14 protein-coding genes are annotated in these 19994 nt (G+C 75.1%); 10 read left to right on the top strand and 4 right to left on the bottom strand.

Features of this window, described 5'->3' with window-relative positions:
• Positions 1–1023: 1023 nt before the first annotated feature.
• The 7 genes from AB0O40_RS08415 (at position 1024) to AB0O40_RS08445 (ending at position 8679) form a co-directional block, all read left to right on the top strand.
• Positions 1024–2298, top strand: a complete 1275-nt coding sequence (locus AB0O40_RS08415) for an NADH-ubiquinone oxidoreductase-F iron-sulfur binding region domain-containing protein (protein WP_365037001.1) — start codon at positions 1024–1026, stop codon at positions 2296–2298.
• On the top strand, positions 2295–2486 hold the full coding sequence (locus AB0O40_RS08420; protein ID WP_365037003.1) for a ferredoxin: 192 nt from the start codon (positions 2295–2297) through the stop codon (positions 2484–2486). Before AB0O40_RS08415 ends, AB0O40_RS08420 begins: the two co-directional genes overlap by 4 nt.
• Position 2487: 1 nt before the next feature.
• Entirely contained in the window at positions 2488–4554 is a 2067-nt protein-coding gene (locus tag AB0O40_RS08425) for an acetate--CoA ligase family protein (protein ID WP_365037005.1), read from the top strand.
• 84 nt (positions 4555–4638) lie between these two features.
• Positions 4639–5811, top strand: a complete 1173-nt coding sequence (locus AB0O40_RS08430; protein WP_365037007.1) for an acyl-CoA dehydrogenase family protein — start codon at positions 4639–4641, stop codon at positions 5809–5811.
• A 44-nt stretch (positions 5812–5855) separates the two neighbouring features.
• Positions 5856–7028 carry an acyl-CoA dehydrogenase family protein gene (locus AB0O40_RS08435; protein WP_365037009.1) on the top strand — a complete coding sequence of 391 codons (1173 nt, stop codon included), beginning with the start codon at positions 5856–5858 and terminating at the stop codon, positions 7026–7028.
• A gap of 64 nt (positions 7029–7092) precedes the next feature.
• Entirely contained in the window at positions 7093–7953 is an 861-nt protein-coding gene (locus tag AB0O40_RS08440) for a 3-hydroxybutyryl-CoA dehydrogenase (protein ID WP_365037010.1), read from the top strand.
• A gap of 114 nt (positions 7954–8067) precedes the next feature.
• Positions 8068–8679 carry a TetR/AcrR family transcriptional regulator gene (locus AB0O40_RS08445; protein ID WP_365037012.1) on the top strand — a complete coding sequence of 204 codons (612 nt, stop codon included), beginning with the start codon at positions 8068–8070 and terminating at the stop codon, positions 8677–8679.
• Positions 8680–8717: 38 nt separating this feature from the next.
• Here the strand turns inward: AB0O40_RS08445 and AB0O40_RS08450 are convergent, their stop codons facing one another.
• From AB0O40_RS08450 to AB0O40_RS08465, 4 genes are all read right to left on the bottom strand, one after another.
• Positions 8718–9116, bottom strand: a complete 399-nt coding sequence (locus tag AB0O40_RS08450; RefSeq protein ID WP_365037014.1) for a hypothetical protein — start codon at positions 9114–9116, stop codon at positions 8718–8720.
• Between the two features lie 72 nt (positions 9117–9188).
• Positions 9189–10070: an NlpC/P60 family protein gene (locus tag AB0O40_RS08455; protein WP_365037016.1), complete on the bottom strand. Its 882-nt coding sequence runs from the start codon at positions 10068–10070 to the stop codon at positions 9189–9191.
• Between the two features lie 188 nt (positions 10071–10258).
• Positions 10259–14128, bottom strand: coding sequence for a helix-turn-helix domain-containing protein (locus AB0O40_RS08460; protein ID WP_365037018.1), 3870 nt, complete (start codon positions 14126–14128; stop codon positions 10259–10261).
• 224 nt (positions 14129–14352) lie between these two features.
• A complete protein-coding gene (locus AB0O40_RS08465) occupies positions 14353–15282 on the bottom strand; it encodes a hypothetical protein (RefSeq protein WP_365037019.1) in 930 nt (309 codons plus the stop codon).
• A 216-nt stretch (positions 15283–15498) separates the two neighbouring features.
• Between AB0O40_RS08465 and AB0O40_RS08470 the strand changes: the two genes are divergently transcribed.
• The 3 genes from AB0O40_RS08470 to AB0O40_RS08480 all read left to right on the top strand — a co-directional run bounded on the left by AB0O40_RS08470 (position 15499) and on the right by AB0O40_RS08480 (position 19916).
• On the top strand, positions 15499–16944 hold the full coding sequence (locus AB0O40_RS08470; protein ID WP_365037021.1) for a glyceraldehyde-3-phosphate dehydrogenase: 1446 nt from the start codon (positions 15499–15501) through the stop codon (positions 16942–16944).
• A 168-nt stretch (positions 16945–17112) separates the two neighbouring features.
• Entirely contained in the window at positions 17113–17526 is a 414-nt protein-coding gene (locus AB0O40_RS08475; protein ID WP_365037023.1) for a rodlin, read from the top strand.
• A gap of 170 nt (positions 17527–17696) precedes the next feature.
• Positions 17697–19916 (top strand): NADP-dependent isocitrate dehydrogenase, encoded by a 2220-nt coding sequence (locus AB0O40_RS08480; protein WP_365037025.1) that lies wholly within the window; start codon positions 17697–17699, stop codon positions 19914–19916.
• Positions 19917–19994 lie beyond the last annotated feature (78 nt).

The following is a 19994-nucleotide window of genomic DNA, read 5'->3' on the forward strand; positions in this document are numbered from 1 at the left end:
CGGGGGCTTGCTGACCGATTGGACAGTCAGATTGCTGGCTGATTTCCGCCGGGTCAAGACTTGTACGCTGACCGATCGGTCAGCTAGCTTGATTCACGTCGCCGATCCGGCGTTTCAGTGCATTCGTCCTGCTTTTACGGGTCGACCCGGTGCGTTCGCCGGAGTCCCGCCGTATCCGATCAGCCCCCCCCGTGCACCGCACCGGGCACGGCCGGACCCGCACCACCGGCCCCCTCCCGCACCACCGACCGGCACTGCCGGCCGGGCGGTCACGGCACCCCGAATCCCCCTCCCGGAGGCACGCATGAGCGGTCGTCGGCGTCTGGACTGGCTCGGACTCACGCCCGAGCCGGAGCGGGAACTTCCCGCGGCGGTGGCCGCGTTGCGGGCCCGCGTCTCGTACCACCTTGCGTCGTCTGCGTCGTCTGTACCCGCCGTGCCGTCCGGATCTGCCGTCGAGGCGGAACGGGTGCGGGTGGAGCGGCTGGTCCTGCGCGGCGGTCGGCGGGACTGGTTGCGGTACCTCGCGGAGGTCACCGGGTTGGTGCTGGCGGTCTGTGACGGGACCCGGGACGGTGATCGGGCTGCCGCGTTGGTGGTCGCCGAGGTGGTGTTGGAGCACCACCGGATGCTCATCGGGCTCAGTGGTGGGGGGTACGAGGGGACTGCCGCTCAACGTGCCGCCCTGGAAAGGGCTGTTCAGGTTCTGGGCGGCCCCGGCCAGGGGCGGGCGGGCGGGATGCGCGGGTCCCCGGGGCTTGCGGGGGCGTGGCCTGCAGGCCCTGCGGCAGGCCCAACCCGGGGACGAGCGGCTTCGCCGTGACCTGCGGTCATCCCCGGCCCGGGCCTGCCTCCGGACCAGCCTGCCACACCCCGTCAAGCACCTCCCCGCACATCCCGACCGCCCTTGGGCAATTGGGTTCGCCGTGCCTGCGGCGATGCCGGGCCCGGGCTCCGGGTCGGCCTGTGGGACCCCGCAAGCCCCTCCCCGTACATCCAGACCGCCTGCCTAGGAGGCCCACGATGACTGCTGTTCGGCACCTGACGGCGGCCCTGCCCGACGGGGTGCTCGGGGCGGATCCCGGGCGGGTGGAGAGCGCCGACGAGTACCGGGGCGGCGGCGGGTACGCGGCTGGGCCGGGGGGTGCGCAACTCCTGCACCACCTTGCCGAGTCCGGGCTGCGGGGGCGGGGCGGCGCGGGGTTTCCGGCCGCGGTCAAGCTGCGGGCCGTGCGGGAGCGGGGCGGTGCTCCCGTCGTGGTCGCCAACGGTGAGGAGGGGGAGCCGGGGTCGGTCAAGGACCGGTGGCTGATGCGGGCCCGGCCGCACCTGGTGCTGGACGGGCTGGTCCGGGCCGCGGCGGTCACCGGGGCCGTGCGCGGGTACGTCTACCTCGCGGACCCGGAGGCCGCCGGCCGGATCCGGGAAGCGCTCGCCGAACAGCCGCCGCCGCTGCCCGTGGACGTGGTGCTCACCGAGCACACGTACGTCGCCGGGGAGGAGAGCGCGGTGGTGCGGCGGATCGACGGCGGTCCCGCGCTGCCCACCGCCAAACCGCCCCGGCCGTTCGAGCGGGGGGTCGGTGGGGCGCCGACGCTGGTGGCCAATGTCGAGACCCTGGCCCGGCTGGCCCTGATCGCCGCCCGGCCCGAGCGGGGCCGGGCGATCGCCCGCACCACGCTGGTCACGCTCTCCGGCGGACCCGGGCGGCCGCTGCTCACCGAGGCCGGGTACGGGACGCCGCTGCGGGACCTGGCGGCGGCGCACGGTACCGCCGACCCGGCCGGCGCCCTCATGGGCGGTCTCTTCGGCGGGGTGGCCGGGCCCCGCACCCTGGACCTCCCGCTGATGCCCGAGGCGCTGGCGGCCGCCGGCAGCTCGCTCGGGTGCGGGGCGGTCCGGTTCCTGACCGCGGCCGACTGCCCGGTGGCCACCGCCGCCGACGCCGTCGGGCACCTCGCCGCGCAGAGCTCCCGCCAGTGCGGGGTCTGCGTCTCCGGCACCGCCGCGGTCGCCGCCGCCCTCGCCGCCCTCGCCACCGGCACCGCCGGCCCCGACACCCCGGCGCACCTGGAGCGGTGGGCAGGCGGCCTGCCCGGCCGGGGCGCCTGCGGCCTGCTCGACGCCGCCGCGGGTACCGCCGGGAGCCTGCTGCGCGCCTTCCCCGACCTCGTCCGCCACCACCTCGAAAGCCCCTGCCCCGGCTGCGCCGCCGCCCCGCCCGGCGACGGCCACCGCCTGACCGTCGCGGTACCGCAGGTCACCGCCCCGCTGCCCGCGCTGAAAGGAACCCCGTGAAACTGCTGTTGGACGCCACCCGCTGCCAGGGCTACGGACTGTGCCAGGAACAGGCCCCCGAACTCGTCGACATCGACGAATGGGGCTACGCCAAGGTCCTCGCCCTCACCGTGCCGGCCGGCGCCGAGGACACCGCCCGCGCCTGCGCCGAGAGCTGCCCCAATGCCGCCCTGAGAGTGGAGCGCTGACATGGCCCGTGATCTGACCGCACTCTTCGACCCCCGCTCCGTCGCCGTCGTCGGCGCCAGCGACGACCCCGCCAAGTACGGCCACGCGGTGGCCTCCCAGGCGCTGCGCGCCCCCGACCGGCGCCCCGTCCACCTGGTGAACCGGCGCGGCGGCACCGTGCTCGGACAGCGGGCCGCCACCTCCCTCGCCGCCGTCGGCGAGCCCGTCGACCTGGTGGTGATCTCGGTACCCGGCACCGGCTTCGAGGCCGCCGTCGACGACGCCCTGGCCTGCGGGGCCCGGGCGATCGTGGCCATCACCGCCGGCTTCGCCGAGGCCGGCCCGGCCGGCCTGGTCCGCCAGCGGGCGGTGGCCGACCGGGTCCGCGAGGCCGGCGCCGTCCTGGTCGGCCCCAACTGCCTGGGCATCGCCGACAACACCACCGAGCTCTACCTCGCCTCCGACCGCTTCGCCCCCGGCGGGGTCGCCCTGCTCAGCCAGAGCGGCAACCTCGCCCTCGAACTCCAGCTCCGCGGCGCCCCGCACGGCCTGGGCTTCTCCCGCTTCGTCTCGCTCGGCAACCAGGCCGACGTCACCCTCGTCGACCTCGTCGAGGACTGCGCCCGGCACGAGGAGACCGCCGCGATCGCCGTGTACGCCGAGGACTTCGGCGACGGACGGGCCTTCGCCCGGGCCGCCGCCGCGGCGGGCAAGCCGGTGGTCCTGCTCACCGCGGGCCGCGGCAGCGCCTCGGCCCGCAGCGCCCAGTCGCACACCGGGGCGCTCACCTCCTCCGCCGACGTGGTGGCCGCCGCCTGCCGCGACGCCGGGGTGGAACTGGTGCACACCCCGCGGGAGATGACGGTCGTCCTGGCCGCCCTCGCGGCCGGCCGCCGGGCCCGCACCGGCCGCCGTACCGCCGTCTTCACCGACGGCGGCGGCCACGGCGCGATCGCCGCCGACGCCGCCGAGGACGCCGGACTCGAGGTGCCCGAGCTGGCCGGGAGCACCCAGGACCGGCTGCGGGGCGTGCTGTGGGAGCAGTCCGCGGTCGGCAACCCGGTCGACCTGGCCGGCATGGGCGAGCAGCGGCCCGGCAGCTACGCCGACACCGTGGCCGGGCTGCTCGCCGCCGACGAGGTCGACGCCGTCCTGATGACCGGCTACTTCGGCGGGTACGCGGCCTCCGAGGGCGGCCTCGGCGGCGGCCCGGCCGGCGGCTCCGCACTCGCCGAGGGCGAGGTCCGGGCCGCCCGGGACATCACCGCCCACCTCGCCGCCGCCCCCAAGCCGCTGGTGGTGCAGTCGATGTACCCGCAGTCGCCGAGCTGCCGGGTCCTGGCCGGGGCCGGGATACCGGTCTTCTCGGCCACCGAGGACGCGGCCCGCGCCCTGGCCGCCCTGACCGCGCGCGCCCCGGCCGCCGGGATCCCCGCCCTGCCGCTCGCCGCCGCGCCGCTGCGGGACCCGGGCTACCACTCCGTACGGGCCCTGCTGGCCTCGGCCGGCGTGCCCTTCCCGGCCGCCCGGGAGATCACCGACGAGGACGAACTCCTCGCCGCCGCGGAGGACTTCTACGGGCCCTACGTCCTCAAGGCGCTGCACGTGCTGCACAAGTCGGACGCCGGCGGGGTGGCCCTGAACCTGCCCGACCGGGCCGCGCTGCTCGCCGCGTACCGGCAGATGCACGCCCGGCTGGGTGCGCCCGCCTACTCGGTCGAGGCGATGGCCGACCTCACCGGCGGCGTCGAGCTGATCGTCGGCGTCAACCGGGACCCGCGCTTCGGCCCGGTGGCGATGGTCGGGCTGGGCGGGGTGTTCACCGAGACCCTGCGCGACGTGGCCTTCGCCCTCGCCCCGCTCTCCGCCGCGCACGCCGAACGGCTGCTGCGCGGGCTGCGCGGTGCACCGCTGCTGGCCGGCGCCCGCGGCCGGCCGCCGGTGGACGTGGCCGCCGCGGCCGCGGTGATCGAGCGGATCACCACGGTGGCCGCCGCCCATCCGGAGATCGCCGAACTGGAGGTCAACCCGCTGCTGGTGCGCAGCGACGGGGCGTTGGCGCTGGACGGGAGGGCTGTTCTGGGGTGACGGCCGGAGGCCCCGCCAACGCGCAACCCGTACCCGTCAGTTGATCACCGTTGCCACGTTCCCTCACTCTTCACGGAGCACATCATGGACTTCCGTTACACCCCCGAGCAGGCCGGGCTCAAGGCCCGGGCCGCCGAGTACAGCCGGCTGCTGATGCGGTACGAGGAGCAGTCCGAGGAGGCCGGCGGGCCGCTGCCGGACGAGACGGTCCGGGAGCTCACCCGGGCCGCCATCGACGCCGGGGTCTACGCCATCAACATGCCCGCCGAGTGGGGCGGGGCCGGGCTCTCCCTGCTGGACCAGGTGATCGTCGAGGAGGAGTTCGGGAAGGTCACCAACTGCCTCTGGGACATCCCCTGGCGCCCGGCCAACGTCCTCGCGTACGGCACCGAGGCGCAGCGGGAGAAGTACCTGCTGCCGGTGATCCGCGGGGAGCGGTTCGACGCCTTCGCGGTGACCGAGCCGGGGGCCGGGTCGGACCCGGGCTCCGGTACCAGCACCGCCACCCGGACCGAGGGCGGCTGGCTGCTCAACGGCGAGAAGTGGTTCGTCACCTGCGGGGACATCGCCGACTTCCTGCTGGTGCAGGCCGACGCGGGCCCGGAGCGGGCGGCCACCCTCTTCTTCGTCGACAAGCAGGCGCCGGGCGTCGTGATGACCCGGGTGCCGCGCTTCATGCACTCCGCGGTCAACGGGCACCCCGAGTTCACGTTCACCGACGTGTTCGTGCCCGACGAGGACGTGCTCGGCGGGGTCGGCAACGGCTACGAGCTGACCAAGGAGTGGTTCACCGACGAGCGGCTGATGATCGCGGCCCGGACCGTGGGCGCGGCCGAGCGGGCGCTGGAGCTGGCCCGGGACTGGGCCGTGCGGCGGCACCAGTTCGGTTCACCGATCGCCGAGTTCCAGCTGGTGCAGGGGATGCTCGCGGACTGCGCGGTGGACATCGCGGTCAACCGGGCCTACACCCACCAGGTCGCCTGGGAGGCCGGACTCCCCGACACCGACCCCAAGACCCTGCACGCCAAGGCCTCCACGGCCAAGCTCGCCGCCAGCGAGGCGGCCGGCCGGGTGATCGACCGCTGCGTCCAGGTCTTCGGCGGCCGGGGCTACGACCGTTCGTACCCGGTGGAGCGGCTGTACCGCGAGCTGCGGGTGGACCGGATCTGGGAGGGCACCTCCGAGATCCAGCGCCTGATCATCGCCAACGAGCTGATCAAGCGCGGCACCCGGGTGCTCGCCCTGCCCGGCGCCTGACCCCCTGCCCGTCCCCCTTACCCCTTCCCCTTCACAGGAGTGACATGGACTTCCGTCTCACCGCCCGCCAGCAGGAGCTCCGCAGCACGGCGCGCGGCCTGAACGACTTCATCGCGAAGTACGAGCTGGACTGCGAGGAGAACAACGGGCTGCCGCCCGAGGCGCACGCCGAGATCCGGGACGCCGTGCTGGCCGCCGGTCTGCAGGCCGTCAACATGCCCGCCGAGTGGGGCGGCGCCGGCCTCTCCATCCTCGACCAGGTGATCGTGCAGGCCGAGTTGGGCCGGCTCACCGGCGCCCTGTGGGACATGGTGTGGCGGCCCGCCAACGCCCTCTCGTACTGCACCCCCGCCCAGCGCGAGCGGTTCCTGGAGCCGGTGATCCGCGGCGAGCGCCGGGACTGCTACGCGGTCAGCGAGCCGGAGGCCGGCTCGGACCCGCAGAGCATCCGGACCACCGCCACCCGCACCGAGGGCGGCTGGCTGCTCAACGGCGAGAAGTGGTTCGTCACCGTCGGCGACCACGCCGACTTCATGATCGTGCTGGCCGCGGCCGGCGAGGAGGGCGCCCCGACCCTCTTCCTGGTCGACAAGGACACCCCCGGCATCGAGATGACCCGGGTGCCCCGCTGGATGCACACCTTCGTCTACGAGCACCCGGAGTTCACCTTCACCGACGTCTTCGTGGCCGAGGACACCGTCCTCGGGGAGATCGGCCAGGGCTACGACATCACCCGCTCCTGGTTCACCGAGGAGCGGCTGATGATCGCGGCCCGGACCATCGGCGCGGCCGAGCGGGCGCTGGAGCTGGCGCGCGACTGGGCGGTGGAGCGCCGCCAGTTCGGCTCGCCGATCGCCGACTTCCAGCTGGTGCAGGGGATGCTCGCGGACTGCGCGGTGGACATCGCCGTGAACCGCGCCTACACCCACCAGGTGGCCTGGGAGATCGACGAGGGCCTGACCGACCGCAAGACCCTGCACGCCAAGGCCGCCATCGCCAAGCTGGCCGCCAGCGAGGCCTCCGGCCGGGTCATCGACCGCTGCCTGCAGATCTTCGGCGGCCGCGGGTACGACCGTTCGTACCCGGTGGAGCGGCTGTACCGCGAGCTGCGGGTGGACCGGATCTGGGAGGGCACCTCCGAGATCCAGCGCCTGATCATCGCGGGCGAACTGGTCAAGCGCGGCACCGGCGTCCTCGCGATGCCCGGCTCGGCCTGACCCCGACGCACCGCCCGGGCGCCCGGTCACCGGGCGCCCGTACCCCCGCAGGGAGGAGGAACCGATGGACACGCCGGTAGAGGTCGGGGTGGTGGGCTGCGGGCTGATGGGCTCCGGCATCGCGGAGGTCTGCGCCCGGGCCGGCCGGGAGGTGGTGGTCGTGGAGGCGGGTCCGGCGGCCGCCGCGGCCGGCCGGGAGCGGATCGAGCGCTCGCTGGCCCGGGCCGAGGCCGCCGGGAAGCTCACCGCGGCCGAGCGGACCGCCGCGGCGGCCCGGATCACCGTCACCACCGACTACGGACTGCTGGCCGACCGGGAGCTGGTGATCGAGGCGGTGGCCGAGGACGAGCGGGCCAAGCTGGCGGTCTTCGCCCGGCTGGACGAGGTGGTGCGGCGGCCGGACGCCGTGCTGGCGACCAACACCTCCTCGCTGCCGGTGATCCGGCTGGCGGCGGCCACCTCGCGGCCCGCGCAGGTGGTCGGCCTGCACTTCTTCAACCCCGTCCCGGTGCTGCCGCTGGTCGAGCTGGTGCCCTCGCTGCTGACCGGCGAGGACACCCTGCGGCGGGCCGGGGAGTTCGCGGCCGGTGCGCTGGGCAAGACCGTGGTCCGGGCCCAGGACCGGGCCGGGTTCGTGGTCAACGCGCTGCTGGTGCCGTACCTGTTGTCGGCGGTGCGGATGGCCGAGTCGGGCAGCGCCTCCCCGGAGGACATCGACCGGGGCATGACCCTGGGCTGCGCCCATCCGCTCGGGCCGCTGGCCCTGGCCGACCTCATCGGCCTGGACACCGTCGCGGCCATCGCCGCGTCGCTGTACGCCGAGTACCGCGAGCCGCTGTACGCGACCCCGCCGCTGCTGGCCCGGATGGTGGACGCGGGCCTGCTCGGCCGCAAGACCGGCCGGGGGTTCCACACGTACGCCTGAGGGCCGCCCCGGACGAGGGGAGTCCGGGGCGGGATGCGCGAGGATGATGGTCCGGTGGGCCCGGTGCGCGCCCACCCGCCCGCCCGGCGGGCACGAACACGGGGAGTTGCCAACGTGACCAAGGCGGAACAGGCGCTCGAGACGCGGGAGCGGATCCTCAGGTCCGCGTGCGAGGTGATCGCCGACATCGGTTTCGAGAACGTCAGCATGCGCAAGGTGGCCGAACACGCGGGCGTGTCCAAGGCCTTGCTGCACTACCACTTCGACACCCGGGAGAAGCTCTTCGCCGAGGCGATGACCCACTCCTTCGCCCAGACCGGGGTGGACACCGCGGCCGACGCGGACTCCGCGCCGGCCGCGGTGGTACTGGCGGGGATCCTGCGCAGCATGCTGCCCTCGGACGACGAGCTGCGGCAGGACTGGAAGCTCTGGCAGGAGCTGTGGGTGCGGGCCCAGCGCGACCCGACCGCCCGGCACCTCGCCGTGGACCTCTACGACCAGTTGCACTCCTGGGTCGGCGGGGCGATCGAACGCGGCATCGCCACCGGCGAGTTCGAGACGTGCGACGTGACCGCGCTGAGCACGCTGGTGCTGGCCCTGTGCGACGGCCTGGGCATCCGCCTCATGCTGGCCGACCCCCGGGTCGGCATGGCCACCGCCCGGGCCACGATCTGGGGTGCCCTCGCCCCCGCCCTCGGCATCGACCCGGCCTTCCCGGAGGTCTGAGGCGGCGGCCCGGGTCCGGGCCGCCGCTCACCGCCGGCTCAGCACTCGTCGAGTCCCGGGGCCGGGTCGACGGAGGTGTGCACGTCCACCGCGGGGACGTTGCCCCACTGGCCGTTGTCGAGCTTGGTCCAGTACCAGATGTTGTTGCCGCCGGCGTGGTTCTCGCCCGGGCCCCAGCACTGGAACCAGCTGAAGCCGGTGTTCAGCGGGCCCCGGACGTTCGAGGTGTACCGGCGGTGCTCGTAGCCCTTGGCGCCGACCCGGTTGCCGCACCACAGCTTGTGGTCGGCACGGACCCCGCATTCGGCGGCGGCGGACTTGGTGGTGGCCTTGGCGTGCCCGGTGGCCGGGACCGCGGTCGCGGGCACCGCGAGCGTGGTGACCGCGGTGAGCGCGGCGGCGGCCAGGCCGAGGACGATCTGCTTGCGTGCGGACATGCTTCCTCCTGACGGTGGCTCCGGGCGGAGCCGGGTGATGGGTGTTCGGTGATCGGTGGGCGCGGGCGCGGCTCAGGGGCAGGTCGGTACGCCGTCCAGCCAGGCGCCGCCGCGGATGTAGATGTTGGTGATCCAGGCGCCGTACTCGGGCAGGTACGACCAGGCGTCGTTGGTGTAGCCCTCCGCCGTCACGGTCTGCGCGTGCTTCTGGCACTGCACCCGCACGGTCGTCGGCCCGGGGAACTTGTGCACCCGACGGCTGTCCGTGGACGGCTCCGCATGGGTCCACACGTCCGTGCCCCAGGTGCTGAAGGTGCCGCCCGGCTGCTGCGCCCCGCCGTCGATGCGGACCGCCCCGGCGTAGTCCCCGCCGAGCCGCACGTCGCTGACCATGATGCGGGTGCCGGACTGCCGGGCCTCCACCATCTTCCCGGCACCGAGGTAGACCGCGATGTGGTGGATCGCCCCGCCCGCGCCCCAGGCCAGCAGGTCCCCGGGCAGCAGCGGCGCCGTCCCCTGTGCGGCGCCGAACCGGGCCGTCGCGTACGGGGTCTCGAACTGGTGCCGGGAGTTGCCCGCGAGCAGGTCCCGCCCGGTGGCCCGGGCGTAGGCGTACCGGACCAGTCCCGAGCAGTCGAAGCCCAGCCGCTCGGGGTCGTGCTGGCTGGCCGGGTCGCTCGGGTCGACCTGGCCGTACGTCGGGCCCGGCTGGGCGCCGTGACCGCCGCCCCAGGTGTACCAGACGCCCACCTGCTCGCAGGCGGCCCGGACGGCCGCCTCCGCCACCGCGGAGGCCCCCGGGGCCAGTACGGCGCAGGACGCCGCCGCCCTGGTGGCCGGCGGTCCGGCCGCGGTGGCCGGCACCGCCCAGGCGGTGCCCCCGGCGAGCAGTACCGCGGCCCCCATCGCCGCGGCCGAGCCCCGCCACCGCCCGCCCTTGCTGCTGCGGATCATCCCCGTACCCCGTTCCCCGTCCGAACCCCCGGCCGGCCGTCGTACCGCTGCCGCCGGGGCTGGTACCGGCGGATCCGCCGGCCCTTCGAGACTGGGCCGCGGCGCCCCCCGGTGTCGAGCACCGCCGCGTCGCCCACCAGGACGGGAAACGGGAAACCCCCGGGAAACCCGGCCCGCCTGAGGGGCGCTCAGCAGTCCGGCGGGGCGGGGAGTTCCGGCAGCAGCAGCCGGCGGGCCGGGCCGCTGTGGCCGACCAGGGCGCAGAGCGCGTCCGCCCGGCCGTCCGGGTCCAGCGACCACAGCCGTACCGTCCCGTCGGTGCCGCTGCTCGCGGGCCGCCCGTCCGCCGGGTCGAAGGCCACCCCCCACACCGCGCCGCCCTGGCCGGTGAGGGTGGCGGCCGGCCGGTACCGCCGGGCGTCCCACAGCCGTACGGTGCCGTCGATGCCGCCGCTCGCCAGGGTCCGGCCGTCCGGCCCGTACGCCACCGCGCGGACCGAGCCGACGTGCCCGGTGAGCACCGCCAGGCTCCGGCCCGAGGCGGGGTCCCAGACCCGGACCGTGCCGTCGTTCCCGCTGCTGGCCAGGGTCCGGCCGTCCGGGGCGAAGGCCACCCCGCGCACCGCGCCCGAGTGCCCGTGCAGGGCCCGGCGCTCGGTGCCGGCCGCCACGTCCCACAGCCGGACGCTCAGGTCGTCGCCGCCGGAGGCCAGCAGCCGGCCGTCCGGGGCGAAGGCCAGGGCGTTGACGAAGTCCTGGTGCCCGGCGAAGGTGCTGATCTGGGTGTGCCGGCCGGGGTCCCACAGCTTGACCGTCCGGTCCGCGCTGGCCGAGGCCAGCAGCCGCCCGTCGGGCGAGAAGGCGAGGGCGAAGACCGCGCCGCCGTGCCCGGTGAGCACGGCCAGCGGCCGCCGGGTGGCGGTGTCCCACAGCCGCACCGTCCGGTCGGCGCCCGCCGAGGCCAGCAGCCGGCCGTCCGGCGAGAAGGCCACCGCGAACACCCCGCCGTGATGCCCGGTCAGCGCGGCCGGCGTGCGCCCGCGCACCGGGTCCCACAGGCGGACCGTGCCGTCCCCGGCCGCCGCGGCCAGCAGCCGGCCGCCGGGCGCGAAGGCCGCCTGCCACAGCTCGGCGAACGGACGGGCCGTCAGGGCCCCGCGCCGGGTGTCCCACAGCACCGCCGTCCGGTCGAAGCTGCCGGTGGCCAGCAGGCCGTCCGGCCCGGCCGCCACCGACATCACGTAGTCCGAGTGGCCGGCCAGGGTGCGGGTCACCCGGCGGCCCGCCACGTCCCAGACCTTGGCCGTGCCGTCCCCGCCGCCGCTCACCAGCCCCGAGCCGTCGCGGGTGTACGCCACGGCGTTGACGTCGTCGCTGTGCCCGCGCAGCACCACCGGCGCGTCCCGGCCGGCCGGGTCCCAGACCCGCACGGTCCGGTCCGCGGCCCCGGAGGCCACGCTCCGCCCGTCCGGGGCGAAGGCCACCCCGAGCACCCCGTCGGTGTGCCCGGCCAGGGTGGCCGCCGCCCGCCAGCCGCCGTCCCCGGCTGCCGGGCCGTCCCCGGACCCGGGGTCCGGAGCGGGCGTGCGGTCGCCGGCGTCCCGCCGGGTCCACAGCCGGACCGTGCGGTCGGCCGCCCCGGAGGCCAGGGTGCGGGAGTCCGGTGCGAAGGCGAGGGCGTTGACCGTGTCCGTGTGGCCGCGCAGGGTGCCGGCCGGCCGCCGGGTGGCCGTGTCCCAGAGCCGGACCGTGTGGTCCGCGCCCGCCGAGGCCAGGGTCCGCCCGTCCGGGCTGAAGGCCACCGCCCGGACCGCCCCGCTGTGCCCGAAGAGCGTGCCCGCCGCTTGGCGCCCGGGCAGCCGCCACAGCCGTACCGTGCCGTCCGTGCTCGCCGAGGCCAGCAGCCGCCCGTCGGGCGCGAAGGCCACCCCCAGCACCGGCCCGCCGTACCCCGTGAACACCGCCACCGGGGACCGCAGCCCCGGACCGCCCCACAGCCGTACCGTCGCATCGCTGCCGGCCGTCGCCAGCAGCCGCCCGTCGGGGGCGAAGGCCACCCCGTTGACCGGACCGGTGTGGCCGGTCAGCCGGCCCGCGAACGGCCCGGCCTGGGTACTGAGCAGCGCACCGCGCGCCTCGGTGGTCGGCGCGGTCCGGTACGCCTGCGCCGCGAGCAGCATCGAGGCCTCCGGCTGCCCGGCGGCCAGCGCCTCGGAGCGCACCGCCATCGCCTGCGACTGCGCCACCCGCCGCTCCGCCACCGCCCGCGCGCCCTGGTGGAGGGCGAGGCCGCCGGCGCCGAGCGCCGCCACCAGCAGCACGGCCAGCGCGGCCAGCAGCCGGCGGTGCGCCCGCGCCTGCCGGCGCGAGCGCCGCTGCCGGCGCCGCTCCTCGGCCCGGCCGGCCGCCAGGAACTCCGCCGCGGCGGGCCCCGGCGGGTCCCGGCCGTCCTGCCGCTCCGCCCAGTCGTCGGCCGCCGCCAGCCGGTTGCCCCGGTACAGCAGCTCCGGATCGCGGTCCTCCCGGATCCAGGCAGCCGCCGCATCGGCCAACTGCTGGTGCAGCAGCAGCCCGGCCCGGTCCGCGTGGATCCAGTCCCGCAGCCGGGGCCAGGCCCGCAGCAGCGCCTCGTGGGTGATCTGGACCGCCGACGCCCCGGCCGTCACCAGCCGGGCCCGTACGAAGGCGTCGAGGGCGGCCGAGGCCGCGCGGGGGTCCGCGGCGCCCGCGGTCAGCCGCTCCGGGGCGGTCCGGCGGCGCGTCTCCACGTCCCCGTCGCCGACGTGCACCAGCCGCAACAGCACCCGCCGGGCCGCCTCCTGGCCGGTCCGGTCCAGGCCGGTGAAGACCTCCTCCGCGGTCCGGGCCACCGCTCCGCGCAGCCCGCCGGTGGCCTCGTACCCGGCGACCGTGAGGGTACGTCCGGACCGGGCGCGCCAGGTGACCAGCAGGGCGTGCGAGAGCAGCGGCAGCGCCCAGGCGGCGGTGGGGCCGGGGACGTCGCCGGCGCCCGCGTCCCGCAACAGCAGCTCCACCAGCCCCGGTTCCAGGACCAGACCGGCCCGCTCGGCGGGCCGGGTGACCGCGGCCCGCAGCTCCTCCGCGGCCATCGGCGCCAGGACGTACAGCCCGTGGGTGAAGACCTCGGCCAGCTCCGGGTAAGCCAGGCAGCGGCCGCTGAAGTCGGCCCGCAGGCCCAGCACCACCAGGGCGGCCGGATCCCCGGACCGGCCGTCGGCCAGCGCCCCGAGCACGGCGAGCAGGGCCCGCCGCTCCGCCTCCTCCCGGCAGAGCGTGAACACCTCCTCGAACTGGTCCACCACCAGCACCAGGGCGCCCGCCGCAGCCGCCCCGCGCACCGTCTCGGCCAACGCCTGCGGCCGGTCGGCCAGTTCCGCCGGGGTCGGCCAGGGCGCGGCCGCACCGGACTCTCCGAGGGCCGACCGCAGCGCGCCGAGCAGTTCGGCGAGCGGGTGCGCGGTCGGGGTGCAGACCACCGGCCGGGTCCGGGCGGCCAGGGCGCCCGGGCCGCCCCGGCGCAGGGCCGGCACCAGACCGGCCCGCAGTACGGAGGACTTGCCGGCGCCGGAGGAGGCCACCACCGCCAGCGGGCCCGCGCCGGCCCGCTCCGCCAGCCGCGCCAGCAGCGCCCCGGTGGCCCGCTCCCGTCCGAAGAACCAGTCGGCGTCCGCGGCTCCGAAGGGCGCGAGCCCCCGGTACGGGCAGTCGGCCGAGGGCTCCGGCTGCCGGGCCTGCGGTACCGGGGGAGCCGGGGCCGGCGGGGTCTCGGGGACCAGGGCGGCCAGCCGGCCGCCGGCCCGCAGCGCCGCGTCGCAGCGCCGGGCCAGATCGGGGGTGGGCGGCTTCCCGCCGTTCTCGATCTTGCTCAGGTAGCCCTTGCTGTAGTGGACCAGCCCGGCCAGCGCGGAGAGGGACAGGCCGCGGCCCTGTCTGGCCCGGCGCAGCGCCGGACCGAACTCCTCGTCGGTGCCGGCGCCCCGGCCCGTGATCCCGGTCGTGCCGGCCCCGTCCGGCGCCGGACCGCCTGTCCCGTCCATGCGTGCCTCCGCGCAGTTGCGGCTCCTCACGCTAGCGAGAGCGGGGTGGCGTCCGCACCGGCGGCGCCCACCCGTTCGGCTGAATCCCGGCCGCCGGACATGACCCCGCCCCCGTGGCCGGACCGCGCGGGGCGGTGACCACGGGGGCGGGACCGGACGTCCGACGGGCCGGGGCCCGGCGGGGGAGCGGCGGGGTTACCGGGCCGCGGCCCGCCCGCGCGGGGTCACCGGGACGCGGTGCGGCCGGCGGCCGGCGCCCGCAGGGCGGCCATGGCCAGGGTGGCCGCGGCGCCGGCGCAGAGCACCGCCACGGCGTCGGCCCACGGCACCGTGCCGCCCACCGCGTGGGCCAGCGGCTCCAGTGCGGTGGCCCGTCCGACCAGGTGCAGGGCCAGTACCGCCGCGGCCGTCAGGGCCGCCGCCCACCAGGTGACGGCCGTGGCCCGGAGCGCCAGCGCCGCACCGGCGGCCAGGCACAGCGCCGCGACCACCGCCGGCAGCAGCCCGCCGCCGGGCGCCGCGGCCGCCAGGCCCGCCGGGTCCCCGGGGAAGTGCAGCGCGGTCAGCGCCAGCAGCGCCACCACCACCGGCCCGCGCAGGACCGTCTGCCAGCGCGCCGGTGCCCACGGCTCGTCCGCCGGGTCGGCGGCCGGCGGCGGAGCGGGCTCCACCACCTGCCAGGCCGGGGGCAGTTCGGCGTACCCGGGCAGCGGCTCGGGGCCGGCCGGCGCCTGGGCGGTCAGGTCCCGGGGCCCGGCCGCCGGGTCGCCGGCGGCCGTACCGGCGAGCCGGTCCACCAGCCGGGCGACGTCCGCCATGGGCCGCTGCACGGCCGCCGTGCGGAGCAGCAGTTCGGCCTCGGCCCGTTCCTGCGGGGAGGTGCCGAGCGCGTCGATCACCTGCCCCACCTCCTCGACGGGCCGGGTGACCGCGGCCGTGCACAGTGCCTCGCGCACCAGGTCCGGGTGGCGTCCGCTCTCCTTCAACGGCGCCAGCAGGGTGCTGACCTCGTCGAGCGGACGGCAGGTGGCGACCGTGTCCAGGAGGGTCTGCAGGGGGTCGGCCCCCGCTTCACCCGCCGGGCCGGGGGCAGGGGTCTCGGGAAGCGCGTGGCCGTCTGCCGGTACGGCCGCGGGTTTCGTGGTCTCGTTCATCTCAAGCTCCTCGCCGACGCAAGGGGTCTACTCAGGCATGCGTCGGTCGCTGTGCGCCACTGGGGGAGCACGCACTGTCATTAGGCGCCAGGCCCACCCGGTACGCCATTCGGGGCGGGCGAACGGGGGTCGCGGGGGCGAGGGCAGCCCCGCCGCGTGCTCGAAAACCAGTCGGGTTAGCATATGAGCGCCGCCTAGCTCGAAAGTAAAAAACCTGTGACTGTCAACGACGACTCGTTCACCGACTGGAAGACTCGCGAGGAGATCGCCGAGTCGATGATTCCGATCATCGGGAAGCTGCACCGCGAGCAGGACGTCACCGTCCTCCTCCACAGCCGCTCCCTGGTGAACAAGTCGGTGGTCAGCATCCTCAAGACCCACCGGTTCGCCCGGCAGATCGCCGGTGAGGAACTCTCGGTCACCGAGACGATGCCGTTCCTCCAGGCGCTCGCCGCGCTGGACCTGGGGCCCTCCCAGATCGACCTCGGCATGCTCGCCGCGAACTACAAGACCGACGACCGCGGTCTGTCGGTCGAGGAGTTCACCGCCCAGGCCGTGGCCGGGGCCACCGGTGACAACAAGCTCGAGCGCGGCGCCGGCCGCGACGTCGTCCTCTACGGCTTCGGCCGCATCGGCCGCCTCGTCGCCCGCCTGCTGATCGAGAAGGCCGGCTCCGGCAACGGCCTGCGGCTGCGCGCCATCGTCGTGCGCGGCGGCGGCGAGGCCGACCTGGTCAAGCGCGCCTCGCTGCTGCGGCGCGACTCGATCCACGGCCAGTTCCAGGGCACCATCACGGTCGACGAGGCGAACAGCACGATCGTCGCCAACGGCAACGCGATCCGCGTGATCTACGCCAACGACCCCTCCGAGGTCGACTACACGGCGTACGGGATCAAGGACGCGATCCTGATCGACAACACCGGCAAGTGGCGCGACCGCGAGGGCCTGGCCAAGCACCTGCGCCCGGGCATCGACAAGGTCGTCCTGACGGCCCCCGGCAAGGGCGACGTCCCGAACATCGTGCACGGGGTCAACCACGACACGATCAAGCCGGACGAGCGGATCCTGTCCTGCGCCTCCTGCACCACCAACGCCATCGTCCCGCCGCTGAAGGCCATGGACGACGAGTACGGCGTGCTGCGCGGTCACGTGGAGACCGTCCACTCGTTCACGAACGACCAGAACCTGCTGGACAACTACCACAAGGCCGACCGCCGCGGCCGGTCCGCGCCGCTGAACATGGTCATCACCGAGACCGGTGCCGCCTCCGCCGTCGCGAAGGCGCTGCCCGACCTCAAGGCGCCCATCACCGGCAGCTCGATCCGCGTCCCCGTCCCGGACGTCTCGATCGCCATCCTGAGCCTGCGCCTGGGCCGCGAGACCACCCGCGACGAGGTCCTGGAGTACCTGCGCGGCGTCTCGCTGCACTCGCCGCTCAAGCGCCAGATCGACTTCACCACCGCCCCCGACGCCGTCTCCATGGACTTCGTCGGCTCGCGGCACTCCTCGATCGTGGACGCCGGTGCGACCAAGGTCGACGGTGACAACGCGATCCTCTACCTCTGGTACGACAACGAGTTCGGCTACTCGTGCCAGGTGATCCGCGTGGTCCAGCACGTCTCCGGCGTGGAGTACCCGACCTTCCCGGTCCCGGTCGCCTGATCCCGCCCGCTCCGCCAGGCCGTCCCCTCGTCCGCGAGGGGGCGGCCTGCGGCGTTTCCCGGGCGCGGATGCGGCCGTGTGGGTGAAGGGACGCAACGCGATCCGCCCGCGCTCGTTGGGCACGGCGCCCCGGCAAGGGGATCCCGTACGAGAAGAAAGACCCCCAAGATGCTCAAGAAGATCATGCTCACCGCCGCCGCCACCGCGGCCGTCGTCGGGGCGGGCGCCGCCGTGGCCGCTCCGGCCCTGGCCATCGGCAACGACAACGGGGTCAACACCGTCAACGGCAACGGCGCGCAGCAGATCTACGGCAACGCCGAGACCAAGGGCGTCATGAGCCCGCAGGCCTCGCTGGTCCAGGGCACCGCCAACAAGCTCTGCCTCGGCGTGCCCGCCAAGGTCAACGCCCAGTCGCTGGTCGCGATCATCGCCAACGTGGGCGTCCAGGACATCCCGGTCCTGTCCGCGCCGCAGACCCAGCAGTGCACCGAGAACTCCACCCAGGCCAAGGGTGACGAGCCGCTCTCGCACATCGCGGACAACATCCCGGTGCTCTCCGGCAACGGCGCCGTCGGCAGCTGACCCGCCCCGCTCCCGCGCAGACCGCCGCCCCGGTGCCACACCGGGGCGGCGGTCCCGTGTCGTCCCCCGGCCGCCGGGCGGGGCCGATGTCGATGCCGGGTCGATCAGGAGATATCTTGATGTCGAGCAATGTTGCAGACGAGAGACGCAGACGTGGAGCGGAGCACCCGGTGACTGACTCGACCATCATCTACACCCACACTGACGAGGCCCCGGCCCTGGCAACGCATTCGTTCCTGCCGGTGGTCCAGGCGTACGCCGGGCAGGCCGGGGTGAGCGTGGAGACGCGTGACATCTCCCTGGCGGGCCGGATCATCTCGAGCTTCCCCGAGCGTCTCGAGGAGGGCCAGCGCATCGCCGACGCCCTCGCCGAGCTGGGCGAGCTGGCCAAGACCCCGGCCGCCAACATCATCAAGCTGCCCAACATCTCGGCCTCGATCCCGCAGCTGAAGGCCGCGATCGCCGAGCTCCAGGGCCAGGGCTACGCGCTCCCGGACTACCCGGACGACCCGAAGACCGACGAGGAGCGCGACACCCGCGCCCGCTACGACAAGGTCAAGGGCAGCGCCGTCAACCCGGTCCTGCGCGAGGGCAACTCCGACCGCCGCGCGCCCGGCTCGGTCAAGAACTACGCCAAGACCCACCCGCACCGCATGGGTGCCTGGTCGGCCGACTCGAAGACCAACGTCGCCACCATGGGTGAGAACGACTTCCGGTCCACCGAGAAGTCCGCCGTGGTCGCCGAGGCCGGCGCCCTGCGCATCGAGCACGTCGCCGCCGACGGCACCACCACCGTGCTGCGCGAGTCCGTACCGGTCCTGGCCGGCGAGGTCGTCGACGCCTCCGTCATGCGCGTCGCCGCCCTGCAGGAGTTCCTGGCCGCGCAGGTCGCCCGCGCCAAGGCCGAGGGCGTGCTGTTCTCCGTGCACCTCAAGGCCACGATGATGAAGGTCTCCGACCCGATCGTCTTCGGCCACGTCGTGCGCGCCTTCTTCCCGCAGACCTTCGCCAAGTACGGCGAGGTCCTGGCCGGCGCCGGCCTCTCCCCGAACGACGGCCTCGGCGCCATCCTCGGCGACCTGGGCGCCGTCGCCAACGGCGACGAGATCAAGGCCTCCTTCGACGCCGAGCTCGCCGAGGGCCCGGCCCTGGCGATGGTCGACTCCGACAAGGGCATCACCAACCTGCACGTGCCGTCCGACGTCATCGTCGACGCCTCGATGCCGGCCATGATCCGCACCTCCGGCCACATGTGGGGCCCGGACGGCCAGGAGGCGGACACCCTCGCCGTCCTGCCCGACAGCAGCTACTCCGGCGTCTACCAGGCCGTCCTGGACGACTGCCGCGCCCACGGCGCCTTCGACCCGGCCACCATGGGCTCGGTCCCCAACGTCGGCCTGATGGCGCAGAAGGCCGAGGAGTACGGCAGCCACGACAAGACCTTCGAGATCGCCGCGGCCGGCACCGTCCGCCTGGTCGACGCCGCGGGCAACACGGTCCTGGAGCAGGAGGTCGCCGAGGGCGACATCTTCCGCGCCTGCCAGACCAAGGACCTGCCGATCCAGGACTGGGTCAAGCTGGCCGTCACCCGCGCCCGCGCCACCGGCTCCCCGGCCGTCTTCTGGCTGGACGAGGACCGCGCCCACGACGCGCAGCTGATCGCCAAGGTCAAGCAGTACCTCCCGGAGCACGACACCGAGGGCCTGCAGATCGAGATCCTCTCCCCGGTCAAGGCCACCGCCTTCTCCCTGGAGCGCATCCGCCGCGGCGAGGACACCATCTCCGTCACCGGCAACGTCCTGCGCGACTACCTGACCGACCTCTTCCCGATCCTGGAGCTGGGCACCAGCGCCAAGATGCTGTCGGTCGTCCCGCTGATGGCCGGCGGCGGCCTCTTCGAGACGGGCGCGGGCGGCTCGGCCCCCAAGCACGTCCAGCAGCTGGTCAAGGAGAACTACCTGCGCTGGGACAGCCTGGGCGAGTTCTTCGCGCTGGCCGCCAGCTTCGAGCACCTGGCCACCACCACGGGCAACGCCCGCGCCCAGGTCCTGGCCGACACCCTCGACCGCGCCACCGGCACCTTCCTCAACGAGGACAAGTCGCCGACCCGTCGCGTCGGCGGCATCGACAACCGCGGCAGCCACTTCTACCTGTCCATGTACTGGGCGCAGGAGCTGGCCAAGCAGACCGACGACGCCCAGCTCGCCGAGGCCTTCGGCCCGCTGGCCGCGACCCTGACCGAGCAGGAGTCGACCATCGTCGGCGAGCTGAACGCCGTCCAGGGCACCCCGGCCGAGATCGGCGGCTACTACCAGCCCGACGTCGCCAAGGCCCAGGCCGTGATGCGCCCGTCGGCCACCTTCAACCAGGCCATCGCCTCCCTGGCCTGAGGCCCGGGGCCCGCGCACTGAGCGCGGGCGGAACGCACTGATCCGCCCCGGCGGGACCCAGGTCCCGCCGGGGCGGAG

It is taken from the genome of Streptomyces sp. NPDC089919 (assembly GCF_040684615.1).
In the GTDB taxonomy this organism is placed as follows: Bacteria; Actinomycetota; Actinomycetes; order Streptomycetales; family Streptomycetaceae; genus Streptomyces.

Excerpts from the sequence above, each read along its gene's own strand:
- AB0O40_RS08435 (WP_365037009.1), top strand. The coding sequence starts at position 5,856 with ATGGACTTCCGTCTCACCGCCCGCCAGCAGGAGCTCCGCAGCACGGCG.
- AB0O40_RS08475 (WP_365037023.1), top strand. The coding sequence starts at position 17,113 with ATGCTCAAGAAGATCATGCTCACCGCCGCCGCCACCGCGGCCGTCGTC.
- AB0O40_RS08465 (WP_365037019.1), bottom strand. The coding sequence starts at position 15,282 with ATGAACGAGACCACGAAACCCGCGGCCGTACCGGCAGACGGCCACGCG.
- AB0O40_RS08455 (WP_365037016.1), bottom strand. The coding sequence starts at position 10,070 with ATGATCCGCAGCAGCAAGGGCGGGCGGTGGCGGGGCTCGGCCGCGGCG.
- AB0O40_RS08415 (WP_365037001.1), top strand. The coding sequence starts at position 1,024 with ATGACTGCTGTTCGGCACCTGACGGCGGCCCTGCCCGACGGGGTGCTC.
- AB0O40_RS08430 (WP_365037007.1), top strand. The coding sequence starts at position 4,639 with ATGGACTTCCGTTACACCCCCGAGCAGGCCGGGCTCAAGGCCCGGGCC.
- AB0O40_RS08425 (WP_365037005.1), top strand. The coding sequence starts at position 2,488 with ATGGCCCGTGATCTGACCGCACTCTTCGACCCCCGCTCCGTCGCCGTC.
- AB0O40_RS08440 (WP_365037010.1), top strand. The coding sequence starts at position 7,093 with ATGGACACGCCGGTAGAGGTCGGGGTGGTGGGCTGCGGGCTGATGGGC.
- AB0O40_RS08460 (WP_365037018.1), bottom strand. The coding sequence starts at position 14,128 with ATGGACGGGACAGGCGGTCCGGCGCCGGACGGGGCCGGCACGACCGGG.
- AB0O40_RS08450 (WP_365037014.1), bottom strand. The coding sequence starts at position 9,116 with ATGTCCGCACGCAAGCAGATCGTCCTCGGCCTGGCCGCCGCCGCGCTC.